General features: G+C 66.1%; 17 protein-coding genes. 7 read left to right on the top strand and 10 right to left on the bottom strand.

Features of this window, described 5'->3' with window-relative positions; genetic code table 11:
- Nucleotides 1–16 precede the first annotated feature (16 nt).
- Complete coding sequence (locus G7044_RS10825; protein WP_166328773.1) at nt 17–799, top strand: AzlC family ABC transporter permease; 783 nt, start codon at nt 17–19, stop codon at nt 797–799.
- Nucleotides 796–1,122, top strand: coding sequence for an AzlD domain-containing protein (locus G7044_RS10820; protein WP_166328771.1), 327 nt, complete (start codon nt 796–798; stop codon nt 1,120–1,122). The genes G7044_RS10825 and G7044_RS10820 overlap by 4 nt, the downstream gene beginning before the upstream one ends.
- On the opposite strand, the gene G7044_RS10815 is transcribed toward G7044_RS10820, so the two are convergent.
- Genes G7044_RS10815 through G7044_RS10800 form a run of 4 tightly spaced genes read right to left on the bottom strand, consistent with a single transcriptional unit; the run spans nt 1,110 to nt 4,677 of the window.
- Nucleotides 1,110–1,745 (bottom strand): hypothetical protein, encoded by a 636-nt coding sequence (locus G7044_RS10815; RefSeq protein ID WP_166328769.1) that lies wholly within the window; start codon nt 1,743–1,745, stop codon nt 1,110–1,112. The two genes, G7044_RS10820 and G7044_RS10815, sit on opposite strands and share 13 nt — an antisense overlap.
- Nucleotides 1,745–1,894 (bottom strand): aa3-type cytochrome c oxidase subunit IV, encoded by a 150-nt coding sequence (locus tag G7044_RS10810; RefSeq protein WP_166328767.1) that lies wholly within the window; start codon nt 1,892–1,894, stop codon nt 1,745–1,747. The genes G7044_RS10815 and G7044_RS10810 overlap by 1 nt, the downstream gene beginning before the upstream one ends.
- Before the next feature lie 57 nt (nt 1,895–1,951).
- Nucleotides 1,952–2,989, bottom strand: a complete 1,038-nt coding sequence (locus G7044_RS10805; protein WP_328803842.1) for an MBL fold metallo-hydrolase — start codon at nt 2,987–2,989, stop codon at nt 1,952–1,954.
- Nucleotides 2,986–4,677, bottom strand: a complete 1,692-nt coding sequence (locus tag G7044_RS10800; RefSeq protein WP_166328765.1) for an acyl-CoA dehydrogenase — start codon at nt 4,675–4,677, stop codon at nt 2,986–2,988. The genes G7044_RS10805 and G7044_RS10800 overlap by 4 nt, the downstream gene beginning before the upstream one ends.
- Nucleotides 4,678–4,815: 138 nt before the next feature.
- On the opposite strand from G7044_RS10800, the gene G7044_RS10795 reads away from it, so the two are divergent.
- Nucleotides 4,816–5,763 (top strand): L-threonylcarbamoyladenylate synthase, encoded by a 948-nt coding sequence (locus G7044_RS10795; protein ID WP_166328763.1) that lies wholly within the window; start codon nt 4,816–4,818, stop codon nt 5,761–5,763.
- On the opposite strand, the gene G7044_RS10790 is transcribed toward G7044_RS10795, so the two are convergent.
- Complete coding sequence (locus tag G7044_RS10790) at nt 5,760–6,323, bottom strand: YqgE/AlgH family protein (protein WP_166328761.1); 564 nt, start codon at nt 6,321–6,323, stop codon at nt 5,760–5,762. The two genes, G7044_RS10795 and G7044_RS10790, sit on opposite strands and share 4 nt — an antisense overlap.
- Nucleotides 6,324–6,427: 104 nt before the next feature.
- Here G7044_RS10790 and G7044_RS10785 point away from each other — a divergent pair, with 104 nt between their 5' ends.
- On the top strand, nt 6,428–7,189 hold the full coding sequence (locus G7044_RS10785; RefSeq protein ID WP_166328759.1) for a protein-disulfide reductase DsbD domain-containing protein: 762 nt from the start codon (nt 6,428–6,430) through the stop codon (nt 7,187–7,189).
- 10 nt (nt 7,190–7,199) lie between these two features.
- On the opposite strand, the gene argF is transcribed toward G7044_RS10785, so the two are convergent.
- The 4 genes from argF to G7044_RS10765 all read right to left on the bottom strand — a co-directional run bounded on the left by argF (nt 7,200) and on the right by G7044_RS10765 (nt 10,995).
- Nucleotides 7,200–8,126: an ornithine carbamoyltransferase gene (gene argF / locus G7044_RS10780; protein WP_166328757.1), complete on the bottom strand. Its 927-nt coding sequence runs from the start codon at nt 8,124–8,126 to the stop codon at nt 7,200–7,202.
- Nucleotides 8,127–8,245: 119 nt separating this feature from the next.
- On the bottom strand, nt 8,246–8,719 hold the full coding sequence (locus tag G7044_RS10775) for a GNAT family N-acetyltransferase (protein ID WP_166328755.1): 474 nt from the start codon (nt 8,717–8,719) through the stop codon (nt 8,246–8,248).
- On the bottom strand, nt 8,712–9,890 hold the full coding sequence (locus tag G7044_RS10770) for an aspartate aminotransferase family protein (RefSeq protein WP_166328753.1): 1,179 nt from the start codon (nt 9,888–9,890) through the stop codon (nt 8,712–8,714). Before G7044_RS10770 ends, G7044_RS10775 begins: the two co-directional genes overlap by 8 nt.
- A 292-nt stretch (nt 9,891–10,182) precedes the next feature.
- Nucleotides 10,183–10,995, bottom strand: coding sequence for an ABC transporter permease (locus G7044_RS10765; protein WP_235931254.1), 813 nt, complete (start codon nt 10,993–10,995; stop codon nt 10,183–10,185).
- Nucleotides 10,996–11,105: 110 nt separating this feature from the next.
- Here G7044_RS10765 and G7044_RS10760 point away from each other — a divergent pair, with 110 nt between their 5' ends.
- From G7044_RS10760 to G7044_RS10750, 3 genes are read left to right on the top strand one after another with little or no spacing between them, the layout of a single operon-like run.
- A complete protein-coding gene (locus G7044_RS10760; protein WP_166328751.1) occupies nt 11,106–11,738 on the top strand; it encodes a GcrA family cell cycle regulator in 633 nt (210 codons plus the stop codon).
- Entirely contained in the window at nt 11,738–12,250 is a 513-nt protein-coding gene (locus G7044_RS10755) for a DUF2478 domain-containing protein (protein ID WP_166328749.1), read from the top strand. The genes G7044_RS10760 and G7044_RS10755 overlap by 1 nt, the downstream gene beginning before the upstream one ends.
- The gene (locus G7044_RS10750) at nt 12,247–12,492 is read left to right on the top strand and encodes a sulfurtransferase TusA family protein (RefSeq protein WP_166328747.1); all 246 of its coding nucleotides are present in this window, start codon (nt 12,247–12,249) and stop codon (nt 12,490–12,492) included. The genes G7044_RS10755 and G7044_RS10750 overlap by 4 nt, the downstream gene beginning before the upstream one ends.
- 9 nt (nt 12,493–12,501) lie before the next feature.
- Here G7044_RS10750 and G7044_RS10745 read toward each other — a convergent pair whose 3' ends face one another.
- Entirely contained in the window at nt 12,502–14,778 is a 2,277-nt protein-coding gene (locus tag G7044_RS10745; RefSeq protein ID WP_166328745.1) for an NADP-dependent malic enzyme, read from the bottom strand.
- Nucleotides 14,779–14,796 lie beyond the last annotated feature (18 nt).

The following is a 14,796-nucleotide window of genomic DNA, read 5'->3' as shown; positions in this document are numbered from 1 at the left end:
GCAAATACGCATCACCATGACCCAAGCTTCCAACGCCCCGTCCAGACGGGCCGCCGCGATCGAGGCCTCGCGCGCCCGTGCCCTGGCGCGAACGCCCCTGCAAAGCATGCGCCACGGCGCCACCCATTCGCTGCCCTTCCTGCTGGTGATGGTCCCCTTCGGGATGCTGTTCGGGGTCGTCGCCACGAATGCCGGCTTCGATCTGGCGCAGACCATGGGCTTTACGATCCTGGTGCTGGCCGGCGCGTCGCAGTTTACCGCCGTGCAGCTGCTGACCGACAATGCGCCGCTGTGGCTGGTGATCCTGTCCTCGTTGGCGGTGAACCTGCGGATGGCGATGTATTCGGCATCGCTGGTGCCGTGGCTTGGCGCGGCCTCGCAGCCGGCGCGGGCCGCGGTGGCTTATTCGCTGGTCGATCAGACCTATGCGCTGTCCATCGACTATTTCCAGAACACGCCCAAGCTCAGCATTCCGCAAAGGCTGGGGTATTTCTTTGGCACCGCCTTCGTGCTGTGCGGGGCGTGGATGACCTTCGCCTATCTGGGCGCGACGGTCGGGCGCGCCATTCCCGACAGCATCCCGCTGGATTTCGCGGTTCCGATTACCTTCCTTGCGATGATCGCGCCGGCGCTGCGCAGCCTGCCCCACATGGCGGCGGCCACGGTGGCGGTCGTTGTATCGCTGTTTCTGGTCGGACTGCCCGCGGGGGTTGGCCCGATGATCGCGGCGATCCTGGCCATGCTGGCGGGATCCGCGACCGAGGTTTGGCAAGTGCGCCGCAGCGGAGGCCGGGCATGACCTATAGCAATGCCGAGATCTGGTTTACCATCCTCGCACTCGGCGCGGGGACCTTCCTGCTGCGCTACAGCTTTCTGGGCGCGATCGGCAGCCGGCCAATGCCGGAATGGTTCCTGCGGATGCTGCGCTATACCGCCGTCGCGGTGCTGCCGGCCCTGGCGGCGCCGCTGGTGGTCTGGCCGGCTGCAACGCACGGCCAGACCGATCCCGTCCGGCTGGCGGCGGGGGCGGCCACGGTCATCGCCGGATACGCCACCCGCAATACGCTGGCCGCCATCGTTGCCGGGGCGGCCACGCTGATGATCGGCTTCTACCTGTCGTAAGCCCGGACAGAGCCGTCCTTCATCCGCAGCAGATCGCCGTGGACCAGACGCGGATCGGCATCGTCATAGCGCGTCGACTGCACGCCCGGAACGGTCAGGAACCAGTTGCGCATTCGGATCGGGCTGAAGCCGCCCGGCGCACCCTGAAAGCCCGGCACCTGCCGCAGGACTGCGGTGGTCGCATTGGCGCAGAAAGCCTTGTTGGCGGGGCCGTTCGCCTCGGCCGCGCGGATGGCGGCATCGGCAACCTCGCGGCTGACGGGAACGGTGTCGACGGCGACATAGTAGTTTTCGCCCGCGACATTGCGCGCGTGATAGTCGATATAGACGTTCCGCATCTCGGGCGTGATGCCATACAGCACGTCATGGCGTTCCGGCGCGCGGGGATGTTCAAAGCTGCCGGCCGGGTCGAAGATGACCGTCTGGCTGCCATTGATCAGCAGCGCCGAATGCCCGCCCTCGCCGCGCGGAATGCCGATCACCGTCATGAGTGAGATCGAGGGCTGCGTGTTCGAGGTATAGCGCGCAGTTCGCACCGCCTCGTCGCTGGCCCATTTGTTATCGGCGCCGCAAGCCGCCAAAAGCAGCGGCAGCGCCAAGGCAAGCAGGATACGGCGCAGCATCAGGCGTTCGACAATGCCATGAAGACCAGAACGCCAAGCGACAGGACCACCACCCAGCTGGCGAAGGTCAGGAAGCCGCTGAAGGTCTTCTGCTGTTCGCGGATATCCATCGAGCCGTGCACATATTCGGAGGTTTCGTTGTCAGCCATGTCCTGTCCCCTCGGGTACTGCGTTTCGCTTCTCCATAGCGGATCGCGGGGGCGCTGTCACGCGGGCGCACGCCACAACTCGGCCCCGTGATCGTCCGTCCCGGCACGGGTGATGCGGTTCTGCCGCGCAAGGTGGTTCAGATGCGCCACCGATTCGACCAGGGCGAGGCCGATCTCGGCCGTGCCGATCTGGCGCTTGAACAGCGCCGGAAAGCAGCCGACGGCGCTTTGCGGCGATTCGGTCAGAAGCTCGACCACCCGATCCAGCGCCGAGACATGGTTGTCATGCATCTGTTCCAGCCGCAGCGGCAGGCCGGTGAAGGGCAGTTTGTGGCCGGGCAGGACCAGGTGGCGATCCTCGGCCAAGCCAAGGAACCGGGTGCAGCTGTCCAGCCATTCACCCACCGGGTCGGCGCCCGGCTCGGTCGGGTAAACGCCCAGATTGGGCGAAATGCCGGGCAGCAGCTGGTCACCGCCGATCACCAGATCGTCGTCGCGCGACCAGAATGTCGCATGTTCCGGCGCATGACCGTCCCCGGTCGCCACGGCCCAATCGCGACCGCCGAAGCGTACCGTCTGGCCGTCCTGCAACCGCGTGAAACCCAGCGGAAGCGGGTGGACGCAATCGGCAAAGTTGAAGGGGCGTTCTGCGGCGCGCTGCGCCAGCAGATCGGGCGGCATACCGGCGGCGCGCCAGAAGGCGATGGCTTCAGGCGGCGGCGCGTCCTGTTCGTCCAGCACCAGCATCCGCGTGGTCAGCCAGGCGGTGCGCGTGGTCCAAAGCTCTGCCTCGCGTTCCATGAACCAGCCGGCCAGCCCCATGTGGTCGGGATGGTGATGGGTCGCGATCACCCGCGTCACCGGCTTGCGCCCCAGCGGGCCGTCCAGCAGCATCTGCCAGATCGCCCGCGACTTTGCCGTATCGAATCCGGTATCGACCACCGTCCAGCCTTCGCCGTCTTCCAGCGCATAGACATTGACGTGGTCCAGCTTCATCGGCAGCGGCAGCCGCATCCACAACACGCCCGGCGCGACCTCGGTCGCGGTGCCGGGGGCGGGCGGTTCGGCCCAGGGGTATGCGATGCCCGCGCTCACCCGGCGAGGCCGAGCGCGCGGTCGCTGATCGCGTTCAGGTCGGCGACGCCGGCCTCGGCCTCGATCAGGTCCGAACGATAACGCGGCAGGATCCGGTCGATATAGATGCGGGCAAGCAGCTTTTCATCCTCGCCCCCGGCAACTGCGGCCTTCAGGTGGAAATAGGCCCCCAGCACGCGGGCAAAGGCCGACAGATAGGGCACGGCGGCAGCGTTGCGGTCATCCATATTCGCCTCGACCAGACGCGAGGTCGCCTCGGACAGGGTTTGCGCGGCTTTCCAGATCGTTTCGACCCGCGCGGGCCACAGCTGGCTGTTGGCGCGGGCGGCGTCCATGATTTCGTCCAGCATCGCCTGTGCGGCGGCACCACCATCCATCATCTTGCGGCCGACGAGATCCATGGCCTGAATGCCGTTGGTCCCTTCATAGATGGGGGTGATGCGGACGTCGCGCAGATACTGGGCGGCGCCGGTTTCCTCGATATATCCCATGCCGCCATGGACCTGCACCGCGGTATCGGCGACGCGGCAACCGACATCGGTGCCGTATGCCTTGGCGATGGGGGTCAGCAGCGCGCCGCGCGCGGCCCAATCGGCCTCGCCGGTGGCGGCAGCCATATCCAGCGCGGTGGCACAGGCAAGACCGATGGCGCGGGCGGCAAAGATTTCCGCGCGTGCGGTGGCCAGCATCCGGCGCACATCGGCATGGCGGATGATGGGGCCGAACTGTTCGCGTTCGGCCGCGTATTCGGCGGCCTTCTGCAACGCCGCCTCGCCCACGCCGACGCCCTGCATCCCAACGGCCAGCCGGGCGTTGTTCATCATCGTGAACATCGCAGCCATGCCGCCATTTTCCTTGCCGATCAGCCAGCCCTTCGCGCCATCATAGCTCATTACGCAGGTGGGCGATCCGTGGATGCCCATCTTGTGTTCCAGCGAGACCACTTTCAGGCTGTTCGCCTGCCCCGGATTGCCGTCTTCGTCGGGCAGGTATTTCGGCACCATGAACAGGCTGATGCCCTTGGTTCCCTTGACCCCATCGGGCAGGCGCGCCAGCACCGCGTGACAGGTGTTCGCGGTCACGTCGCTGTCGCCCCAGGTGATGAAGATCTTCTGACCGGTGATGGAAAAGCTGCCATCGCCATTCGGCTCGGCCTTGGTCTTCAGAGCCCCCACATCCGAGCCCGCGCCCGGCTCGGTCAGGTTCATGGTGCCGTTCCACTCCCCCCCGATCAGCTTGGGCAGATAAAGCGCCTTCATCTCGTCACTGGCATGATGTTCCAGCGCCTCGATTTGCCCCTGAGTCAGCAGCGGGTTCAGTTGCAGCGCCAGACATGCGCCGGCCATCATCTCGCTGACGGCCATGTTCAGCGCCTGCGGCAGGCCCGCGCCGCCATATTCGGGATCCGCCGACAACCCGATCCATCCGCCCTCGGCAATGGCCTGAAACCCCTTGTCATAGCCGGGCGAGGACCGCAGCACCCCGTTTTCCAGCCGCGCCGGCGTCTGATCGCCGGCAATGTTGAGCGGCGCCAGCACCTCGGACGACATGCGCCCGGCCTCGGTCAGGATGGCGTCAACCATGTCGGGCGTGGCCTCGGCATAGGTCTCGGTCGCGGCGACCGCGTCGAAGGGGACGACATTGGCAAGGATAAAGCGGATCTGGTCGACGGGTGCGCGGTAGGCCATGAAAACTTCCTCGCGCCGGGTTACCCGAAAGGCATGCGGCGTCAAAGCGGGGTTGCGTTTGTGCCAGATTACAAGGCAGAAGCGATCCGGCAAGCCATCCAACCACGCGACCCTGCGTAACAGCGCGAATCCCGCCGAATGTCCGAACAGACACGCCTGCTGACGCCCGAAGCCGAACATGTCGCCTATGCCGCCATGATGCTGGCCAAGGGCCGGCTGGTCGCGATGCCGACCGAAACGGTTTACGGTCTGGCCGCCGATGCGCGAAATGCGCAGGCTGTTGCAGGGATTTACGCGGCCAAGGGGCGGCCCAGCTTCAACCCGCTGATCGTCCATGCGCCGGATCTGGCCACCGCCGAAACGATCGGCATCTTCGACGCGTCAGCCCGGCGGCTGGCCGATGCCTTCTGGCCCGGCGCGCTGACGCTGGTGGTTCCGTTGCGTCACGATGCGGGCATTGCCTCGCTGGTGACGGCGGGGCTGGACACGGTGGCGATCCGGGTGCCCGCCCATCCGGTCGCGCAGGATCTGCTGCACGCGTTTGGCGGCGTGGTGGCCGCGCCTTCGGCGAACCCCTCGGGGCGGATCAGCCCGACTTCGGCCAGCCATGTGATGGCGGGGCTGGCGGGCAAGCTGGCGGCGGTGCTGGATGCGGGGCCGTCCCCGGTCGGTGTCGAATCGACCATCATCGGCTGGCAGCAGGGCACCCCCCGGCTGCTGCGCCCCGGTGGCATCCCGGCCGAGGCGATTGCCGATTGTCTGGGCCAACCCCTTGCCGCGCCCATTGCCGACCCCGACCGCCCCGCCGCGCCGGGGATGCTGTCCAGCCACTATGCACCCGGCGCGCCGGTGCGGCTGAATGCCGATCACGCCAAGGCGGGAGAGTTCCTGATCGGCTTCGGTCCGGTGGCAGGTGATATCTCGCTGTCGCCCACAGGCGATCTGGTCGAGGCAGCGGCGCGGCTGTTCGACGCGCTGCATCGCGCCGATGCCGCAGGCCGGCCCATCGCCATCGCCCCGATCCCCGATCACGGCATGGGCCGCGCGATCAACGACCGCCTGCGCCGGGCCGCAGCGCCGCGCTAGGCCCGGCCCGCAGCACCTGACAGCGAAATCGGGTCGACACCCAGCGAATGCAGCGCCCGCATCCAGGCCGCACCGGGATCGCCAAAGGCATAATCGGGGTCCATGTCGGCGGTCAGCCAGCCATTGGCGCGGATCTCGGTATCCAACTGCCCCGGCCCCCAGCCGGCATAACCAAGCGCAAGGATGGCCCGATCCGGGCCGCGCCCCTCGGCCAGTTCGACCAGAATGTCGCGGGTGGTGGTCAGTTCCAGACCGCAGCCCACATCCATACTGCCATCATGGGGCGGGTCGGATTTCGGATGCAGCACGAAGCCGCGCACCGGCTCGACCGGGCCACCGGTACGCACCGGCAGGTCGGGGGCGTTGTCCACGTCCTCGATCCCCAGCAGGTCCAGCAGCTTGATGAACTGCATGTCCTTCATCGGCTGGTTCAGCACGATCCCCATCGCGCCATCTTCCGAATGGGCGCAGACCAGCACGACCGAGCGCCGAAAGCGCGGGTCGCCCATGTCGGGCATGGCGATCAGGATCTTGCCGGTCAGGTCGCTGTCAGGCGTCATGTCTTGGCCTCCTGCCCCCAAGATCGGGCTTTTGGGGCCATTCGGCAAGGGTGTGGCGAAAAGGTGATTTCAGCCGCCGCCCGCACCGCGCTATGGCTTGCTGTATGAGACATGTGCTGATCCTTTCCCTGCTGACCGCCCTTCCCGCCGCCGCCCAGAACCTGCCGCAAGGTCTGGAATCGGCGCGTTTCCTGCCTGGCTGGACCGATGCCGAAGGCCGCCGGGTGGCGGCGCTGGAACTGGTTCTGGAACCGGGCTGGAAAACCTATTGGCGCAGCCCCGGCGATGCCGGGCTGGCACCGGTCTTCGACTGGAAAGGCAGCAATATCGGCAAGGTCGATTTCCACTGGCCCGCGCCCGAGGTGGTCATCTCGGACGGGGTGCGCACGCTGGGATATCACGACCGGCTGGTGCTGCCCTTCACGGTGACCCCCGCCAAAACGGACGAGCCGGTTGGCATTTCCGCCAATGTTGCCTTCGGGCTGTGCGAAAACATCTGTATCCCAGCCGAGCTGGACCTTGTCGCCACCCCGGCCGGCCCCCGGCCTGATCCGGTGATCGAAAAGGCCATCGCCCTTGCCCCTCGGCCCGGCAAGGACCGGCCCGCCTGCGAGATTTCGGAAATCGAGGACGGCATGACCGTGACCCTGTCGCTGCCGGAACCGGGGGCAGAGCTGGCGATCGAATATGCGACAGACCCCGATATCTGGGTCTCGGCGCCGGAATTGTCGAAGAACGGGCGCGAGGTCAGCGCCGATTTCGTGGCCCCCAGCGGCAAGCCGTTCCCGCTGGACGCCGATGCGGTGGTGATGACCGTTCTGGCCGAGGACGGCGCCACCGAATATCGCGGTTGCGCCGCCGGCTAGCCCCGAAGGGTCACACCCCCAGACACCAGCGCATGATCGCCTTCTGGGCATGCAGGCGGTTTTCAGCCTCGTCGAAGATCACCGAATGGGGGCCGTCCATCACCGCGCTCGTCGCCTCGTCATTGCGATGGGCGGGCAGGCAATGCATGAACAGCGCGTCGGGCTTGGCCCGCGCCATCAGATCCTCGTTCACCTGATAGCCGCGCAGCTGGTTGTGGCGGCGTTCCTTGGCCGATTCGGGGTCATGCATGCTGACCCAGGTATCGGTAACGACCAGATCGGCGCCCTCGACCGCCTTGTGGGGGTCGCGTTCGATCAGCGCCTCGACCCCCTTGCTGCGGGCAAAGCCGATCCATTCGGGTTCGGGGTCCAGCGGCATCGGGCCGGTAAAGGTGAAATCGAAACCGAACTGACCGGCGGCATGCAGGAAGCTGGCGCAGACATTGTTGCCGTCGCCAGACCAGACCACCTTCTTGCCGGCGATGGGGCCGCGATGTTCTTCGTAAGTCAGCACGTCCGCCATGATCTGGCAGGGATGGGTGCGGTTGGTCAGCCCGTTGATGACCGGCACGGTGGCGTGTTCGGCCATCTCGTGCAGGGTCGCTTCTTCAAACGTGCGGATCATGATCAGGTCGACATAGCGCGACAGGACGCGGGCGGTGTCGGCGATGGTCTCGCCATGGCCCAGCTGCATTTCCTTGCCCGACAGCACCATGGTTTCGCCGCCCAGCTGGCGCACGCCCACATCGAAGCTGACGCGCGTCCGGGTCGAGGGCTTTTCGAAGATCAGCGCCACCATGCGGCCCGCAAGCGGCAATTCGTCGTCCGGTGTGCCCTTTGGGCGGCCATTGCGGGCGATCTTCATGGTGCGGGCATTGTCGATAATGCTGCGCAGATCTGCGGGCGAGGTAGTGTGGATATCAAGGAAGTGCTGCATCTTCATGTCTTTCGGCTGATCGGGCCAGCAAGCCCGCTTGTGGCTGCGGGGTCAAGGGGGCGGCTTTGCCCCCGCCGCATCTGCGGCACCCCCAAGGTCGTTCGGCATGGAAGATGGCATTATCGTCGGCGCGTCATCACCAGCACCGGCTTTCCGTCGGCATCCGGGCGAATGACATCACCATCGAAGCCCGCCTTGCGATAGGCGCGGACGGCGGCCACGTTGTCGGTGGTCGGGTCAGTCGCCAGCATCGAGACGCGGCCCAACAGGTCGTCCCCCAACTGCCGCAACCACGACGCGCCGTGACCGAACCCCATGGGTCCGCTGAACAGATCCAGCGCCACGGTGTCATGGGGCAGATGGGCGAATTGCGGCGCGGGCCAGCGGCGGGCGCTGTAATGCTGGACATAGGCGATGGGATCATCGCCCCGGCTGACGATCAACGGGCTGATGGCCGGGTCGGCAATATGGGCGCGAATCTGGTCAAGCTCATCGTTCTCGCGCCACCAGCGGCGGACCTGCAATTGCTGCAACCAACCAGACAGCATGGTCAGGTCGTTCCCGGTCACCGCCCGAAAGCTGTAATCAGCCATGCAGCCCCCCCGCCGCCCGGTCAAGGCGCGCGACGGCCTCGGTCATTTCGTCATCGGTGATGGTCAGCGGCGGCAACAGGCGCAGGGTATTGTCGGCGGCGGCCACGGTCAGGATCTGCTGGTCATAACCGGCCTTGACCAGATCGCCGGGCGCAATCTTGCATTTCAGCCCCAGCATCAGCCCCTGCCCGCGCACGCTTTCGAAGATGTCCGGATGCGCAGCGACCAGCCCCTCCAGCTTTTGCCGCATCAGCGCCCCCTTGCGGCCGACCTCGGCCAGAAAGGCGGGATCGGCGACGATTTCCATCACCTTTGCCCCGACCGCGCAGGCCAGCGGGTTGCCGCCATAGGTCGAGCCATGCGTCCCCGCCACCATGCCCGAGGCCGCCTTGGCCGTGGCCAGCACCGCGCCCAACGGAAAGCCGCCGCCAATGCCCTTGGCGACCATCATGATGTCGGGGGTGATGCCCGCGAATTCATGCGCGAACAGGCGGCCGGTGCGGCCCATGCCGGACTGCACCTCGTCCAGTATCAGCAGCGCGCCGGTGGCGTCGCACAATGCGCGGATTTCTTTCAGCTCGGCATCGGGCAGCGGGCGGATGCCGCCCTCGCCCTGAATGGGTTCCAGCATGACCGCGCAGGTCTTGTCACTGATGGCGGCGCGCAGCGCCTCGACATCGCCGAACGGAAGCTGCCGGAAGCCCGGCATCAGCGGGCCGAAGCCCTTGACCATCTTGTCCGATCCCGCCGCCGCGATGGCGCCGGTCGAGCGGCCATGGAATGCGCCCTCGAAGGTCAGGATCTCGACCCGTTCGGGCTGCCCTTCATGGTCCCAGTATTTACGGGCCATCTTGATCGCCAGCTCGGCCGCCTCGGTGCCTGAGTTGGTGAAGAAAACTGTCTCGGCAAAGGTGTTGTCGACCAGCAGGCTGGCCAGCCGTTCCTGTTCAGGGATGTGATACAGGTTCGAGACATGCCAGATCCGCCCCGCCTGTTCGGTCAGCGCCGCCACCAGATCGGGGTTGGCGTGACCCAGCGCGTTGACCGCGATGCCCGCACCAAGATCCAGATAACGGGTGCCGTCGCGGGTGATCGCCCAGACGCCTTCACCACGGTCAAAGGACAGCGGCGCGCGGTTATAGGTCGGCAGGACATGCGGAAATTCGGACATGGGAAGGCTCCGGGTTTGGGGTGGCCTGAGGGATAGCGATGGGATTTGCCCGCGAACCGCCGGACATGCGGGATCATGCGCCTCAGCGGCGTCGGGGACGGGCAAACAGGGCGGTCCGTGCGATCATGCGCGATCCTTGCGGCAAAACCACCGCATCGGCAAGCGCTAATTTCGTTGCAGCAGATCCCGACGGTTGCCCCGGGGATCGCGGAACTTCACCACCTTGCCAGAGGCTTCGCTGCCTTGGGGGCTGCGAAATGCACGCCATGGGCCAACATGCGGGCGATATGGCTTACGGTTTCATCCGATAGCCGCTGCGCAGAACCGCCCAGCCGGTGACGCAGACGGCCAGTGCGGCCATGGAACAGACCGCCAGCCCCAGCCGGGGATCGGCATCACTGACCCCGGTAAAGCCGTAACGCGCGCCGTCGATCAGGTAAAAGATCGGGTTCATATGGCTGATGGCCCGGAAGAAGGGCGGCAGCGCGTCAATGGAATAAAACGTGCCCGACAGAAAGCTGAGCGGCGTGACCACGAAATTGGTGATCGCCGCCATCTGGTCCCATTTCTGCGCCAGCACCCCGCCGATCAGCCCCAGCCCGCCCATGAACAGCGCCCCCAGCAGGATGAACCCCACCGCCCAGACCGGATGCGCAGGCCCCTGCCCCAGCAGCAGCGCCATGCCGGTGCCGATCACCAGCCCGACCAGCCCCGCCCGCGCCACCGCGCCGATCAGATAGCCGGCCAGGATCTCGGCCGCGGACAGGGGCGGCATCAGCGTATCGACGATATTGCCCTGCATCTTGCTGGAAACGATACTGGACGACGTATTGGCGAACGCATTCTGGACCACCGTCATCATCAGGATGCCAGGGCCAAGGAATGCCAGATAGGGCAGCCCCATCACCTGCCGGTCACCCCCAAGCGCCAGCGCAAAGACGACCACAAACAGCCCCGCCGTCATCAGCGGCGCAAAAACCGTCTGCTGCCAGACCGCCATGAAGCGCATGATTTCGCGGGCGCAAAGTGTGTAAAGACCCAGCCAGTTAACACGGCCAAAGCGGCGCGCGCCCATCGGGCGCAGGGTGATATCACGATCTGTCATGGCGGACTGCTTGAATTGGGGCGCGTGGCAGGATATTTCTGTCCGATCCCGGTTTGGCCGGGTCAGTCTGAAATTGCAAGATCGGCGGCGGGTCCGCCAGAAAGGCCGAAATGTCCTGGACCGACGAACGCGTCGAAACGCTCAAGCGGATGTGGTCCGAGGGCCAGTCCGCCAGCCAGATCGCGAAAGAACTGGGCGGGGTCACTCGGAACGCCGTCATCGGCAAGGTGCATCGCCTTGGCCTGTCGAACCGCGACGAGGGCGAGGCAGAGGCCGCGCCCGCCGCCGCTGCCCCTGCGCCAGCCCCCGAACCGAAGGTCGAGGCAAAGGCAAAGCCCGCACCGAAGCCCAAGGCCGCGCCGACCTCGCGTCCTGAACCGGCTGCCGCCGCCCCGGCCTCTGCGTCGCAGGGCGCAACCGACGCGGCACCCGCAGCCGAGGCCCCTGTTGCCTTCACCCCGCGCCGCCCCATCGTGCCGGCCGGCCAACCGCTGCCGCCGCAGCCCTCGGCCAATGAAATCAGCCCCGAAGCACTGGCGAATGTGCGCGAGGTCGAGAAATCGGCCCGCAAGCTGTCGCTGATGGAACTGACCGAGCGGACCTGCAAATGGCCGATCGGCGACCCCGCGACCGAAAAATTCTGGTTCTGCGGCCTGCCCAGCCAGCCCGGAAAACCTTATTGCGAGGCCCATGTCGGCGTCGCCTTCCAGCCGATGAGCTCGCGCCGGGACCGCCGCCGCTGATGCTGGGCTGGCTGGATCAGTCGGCGACCGGCGGGGGCGATGGCGCGCATGACCTGATGCGCCAGATCGCCGCCCAACTGGCCGCCGAAGGCATCGCCGTGCGCGGTGCGATCCAGACCAACACCCCCAAGGGCGCGGATTGTCATTGCGACATGATGCTGGAGGTCTTGGGGGACGATGGGCCGGACGTAGCCATCTCGCAGGATCTGGGGCGCGAATCGACGGGTTGCCGGCTGGATGCGGGTGCGCTGGAAGGCGCGGCGCAACGCGTTCTGGAAACCCTGCCCGAGGCCCAGATGGTCGTGCTGAACAAGTTCGGCAAGCAGGAGATTCTGGGCCGCGGCATGGTGGCGGTCATTGCTGCCGCAATGGAGCGCGACCTGCCGGTGCTGATTTCCGTGGCACCGCAGCAGCAGGCCGAATTTCTGGCCTTCGCCGGCGATCTTGCCGTGCAGCTGGCCCCCGAAGAAGCGGCGAACTGGTGCCGCCGCGCCCTGCGGGTCGCGGCATGACCGAACTGGACGCGCGCGGCCTGTTATGCCCGCTGCCGGTCCTGCGCCTGCGCAAATTCCTGAACGCCGCTGCCCCCGGCAGCCGCGTGGCGCTGATCGCCACCGATGCCATGGCGGCGGTCGACGTGCCGCATTTCTGCGCCGAATCGGGGCATGTCCTGATCTCTGTCACCGAAATCGACGGCGCCACCCGCTATGAGGTGATGCGCGGCGATGCCTTCGCCTGCCGCGCCCCGGCCTGACACGGCGGCCTAGCGCACCTGCCCCAGCCGCCCCGCCGCAATCGCGGCCATGTTCAGGATGTCGTTGACCGTGGACGAGGTCGAACAGATCTGGATCGGCTTGTCGACGCCGGTCAGGATCGGCCCGATCACCGTCGCCCCCGCCATTTCCTGCATCAACTTCACCGAAATGCTGGCCGAATGCCGCGCCGGTACCACCAGCACATTGGCCGGTCCCGTCAGGCGCGAGAAGGGATATTTCGCCGCCTGATCCATGTTCAGCGCGACATCGACGGTCATTTCGCCTTCATATTCGAAATCGACTTGGCGGCGGTCCAGAACATGGGTCGCCTCGGCCATCTTCTCGGCCCTCTCGCTGACCGGATAGCCGAAATTGGAAAATGACAGGAAGGCGACGCGCGGGTCCAGCCCCAGATCGCGGGCGACATGGGCGCCGCGGGTGCCAATATCGGCCAGATCCTCTGCCTCGGGCCATTCATGGACCAGCGTATCGCCGATCAGCACGATCCGGCCCTTGTGCAGCACCGCCGTAATCCCGACCGCACCGTCCTGAGGGCGCACGTCGAAGACCTGACCGATCTGGGCCAGAACATGCGCGTTCTTGCGCGTGGCCCCTGCCACCAGCCCATCGCCATGGCCATGGGCCAGCATCAGCGAGGCGAAGACATGACGGTCGCGGTTGACCTCTTTATCGGCATCCTCGCGGTCGACGCCCTTGCGTTGCAACCGGCGGTAAAGAAAATCGTGATAGGCATCCAGATGGCGGGTGCTGTGAGCGTTTACCACGGTCAGTTCGCGCACGGCATCACCAAGGCCGGCGGCCTCCAGCTTCTCGCGCACGTCGGATTCGCGGCCCACAACGATGGAGGATCCCATCCCGCCCCGCTGCCAGGCGACGGCGGCCCGCAGCACGCGCGGATCGTCGCCTTCGGCGAAGATCATCCGCGCCTGATGCTGGCGCGCGCGGGCGTGGATGCCTTGCAGGATCGCCGCCGTCGGGTCCATCCGCGCCTTCAAGGCATGGGTATAGGCCTCCATGTCGATGATCGGGCGGCGGGCGACGCCGGTATCCATCCCGGCCTTGGCGACGGCGGGCGGGATCACATGGATCAGGCGCGGATCGAAGGGCGTCGGGATGATATAGTCGCGCCCGAATTGCAGCTTGCGGCCATAAGCCACGGCAACCTCGTCCGGCACATCCTCGCGCGCGAGTTCGGCAAGCGCGCGGGCGCAGGCCAGCTTCATTTCGTCATTGATGGCGCGGGCGTGGATATCCAGCGCGCCCCGGAACAGATAGGGGAAGCCCAGGACGTTATTGACCTGATTGGGATAATCGCTGCGCCCGGTGGCTACGATGGCGTCAGGGCGGACGGCATGGGCGTCCTCGGGCGTGATTTCCGGGTCCGGGTTGGCCATGGCGAAGATGACCGGGTTTTCCGCCATGCTTTCGACCATTTCCGGCGTCACCGCGCCCTTGGCCGAGACACCAAGGAACACATCCGCGCCCTTCATGGCTTCTTCCAGCGTGCGGGCCTCGGTCACGACGGCATGGGCCGATTTCCACTGGTTCATGCCCTCGGTCCGGCCCTGATAAATCACGCCCTTGGTGTCGCACATGATGCAGTTTTCTTGCCGCGCGCCCATCGTCTTGATCAGTTCCAGACAGGCAATGCCCGCCGCGCCCGCACCGTTCAGGACGATCTTCACATCCTCGATCCGCTTGCCGGACAGCTGCAGCGCATTCATCAGCCCCGCCGCGCAGATCACCGCCGTGCCATGCTGGTCGTCATGGAAGACGGGGATGTCCATCAGCTCTTTCAGGCGGCTTTCGATGATGAAGCATTCCGGCGCCTTGATGTCTTCAAGGTTGATGCCGCCGAATGTGGGGCCCATCAGACGGACGGCCTGAATGATCTCGTCAGGGTCTTCGGTGTCCAGTTCGATGTCGATGGCGTTCACGTCGGCGAAGCGCTTGAACAGAACCGCCTTGCCTTCCATCACCGGCTTCGATGCCAGCGCGCCGAGGTTACCCATTCCCAGAATGGCCGTGCCATTGCTGATGACCGCGACCAGATTGCCCTTGGTGGTATAGTCGTAAGCGGTTTCGGGCCGGTCGGCGATGGCCTGCACCGGCACCGCCACCCCCGGCGAATAGGCCAGCGACAGGTCGCGCTGCGTCGCCATCGGGGTCGAGGGCACGACGTCGAATTTTCCCGGACGCGGCTCCAAGTGATAGGCCAGCGCCTCCTCGGGCGTGATGCGGTTGCGCGGCGTCTTGTCGGTCATGGATCCTCCGGGCGGGCT

The organism is Paracoccus xiamenensis, from assembly GCF_011308835.1.
GTDB lineage: Bacteria > Pseudomonadota > Alphaproteobacteria > Rhodobacterales > Rhodobacteraceae > Paracoccus > Paracoccus xiamenensis.
The sequence above is the reverse complement of the archived record's forward strand: the minus strand, read 5'-3'. Positions and strand labels throughout refer to the sequence as shown.

Excerpts from the sequence above, each read along its gene's own strand:
- G7044_RS10825 (WP_166328773.1), top strand. The coding sequence starts at position 17 with ATGACCCAAGCTTCCAACGCCCCGTCCAGACGGGCCGCCGCGATCGAG.
- G7044_RS10820 (WP_166328771.1), top strand. The coding sequence starts at position 796 with ATGACCTATAGCAATGCCGAGATCTGGTTTACCATCCTCGCACTCGGC.
- G7044_RS10815 (WP_166328769.1), bottom strand. The coding sequence starts at position 1,745 with ATGCTGCGCCGTATCCTGCTTGCCTTGGCGCTGCCGCTGCTTTTGGCG.
- G7044_RS10810 (WP_166328767.1), bottom strand. The coding sequence starts at position 1,894 with ATGGCTGACAACGAAACCTCCGAATATGTGCACGGCTCGATGGATATC.
- G7044_RS10800 (WP_166328765.1), bottom strand. The coding sequence starts at position 4,677 with ATGGCCTACCGCGCACCCGTCGACCAGATCCGCTTTATCCTTGCCAAT.
- G7044_RS10795 (WP_166328763.1), top strand. The coding sequence starts at position 4,816 with ATGTCCGAACAGACACGCCTGCTGACGCCCGAAGCCGAACATGTCGCC.
- G7044_RS10790 (WP_166328761.1), bottom strand. The coding sequence starts at position 6,323 with ATGACGCCTGACAGCGACCTGACCGGCAAGATCCTGATCGCCATGCCC.
- G7044_RS10785 (WP_166328759.1), top strand. The coding sequence starts at position 6,428 with ATGAGACATGTGCTGATCCTTTCCCTGCTGACCGCCCTTCCCGCCGCC.
- argF (WP_166328757.1), bottom strand. The coding sequence starts at position 8,126 with ATGCAGCACTTCCTTGATATCCACACTACCTCGCCCGCAGATCTGCGC.
- G7044_RS10775 (WP_166328755.1), bottom strand. The coding sequence starts at position 8,719 with ATGGCTGATTACAGCTTTCGGGCGGTGACCGGGAACGACCTGACCATG.
- G7044_RS10770 (WP_166328753.1), bottom strand. The coding sequence starts at position 9,890 with ATGTCCGAATTTCCGCATGTCCTGCCGACCTATAACCGCGCGCCGCTG.
- G7044_RS10765 (WP_235931254.1), bottom strand. The coding sequence starts at position 10,995 with ATGACAGATCGTGATATCACCCTGCGCCCGATGGGCGCGCGCCGCTTT.
- G7044_RS10760 (WP_166328751.1), top strand. The coding sequence starts at position 11,106 with ATGTCCTGGACCGACGAACGCGTCGAAACGCTCAAGCGGATGTGGTCC.
- G7044_RS10755 (WP_166328749.1), top strand. The coding sequence starts at position 11,738 with ATGCTGGGCTGGCTGGATCAGTCGGCGACCGGCGGGGGCGATGGCGCG.
- G7044_RS10750 (WP_166328747.1), top strand. The coding sequence starts at position 12,247 with ATGACCGAACTGGACGCGCGCGGCCTGTTATGCCCGCTGCCGGTCCTG.
- G7044_RS10745 (WP_166328745.1), bottom strand. The coding sequence starts at position 14,778 with ATGACCGACAAGACGCCGCGCAACCGCATCACGCCCGAGGAGGCGCTG.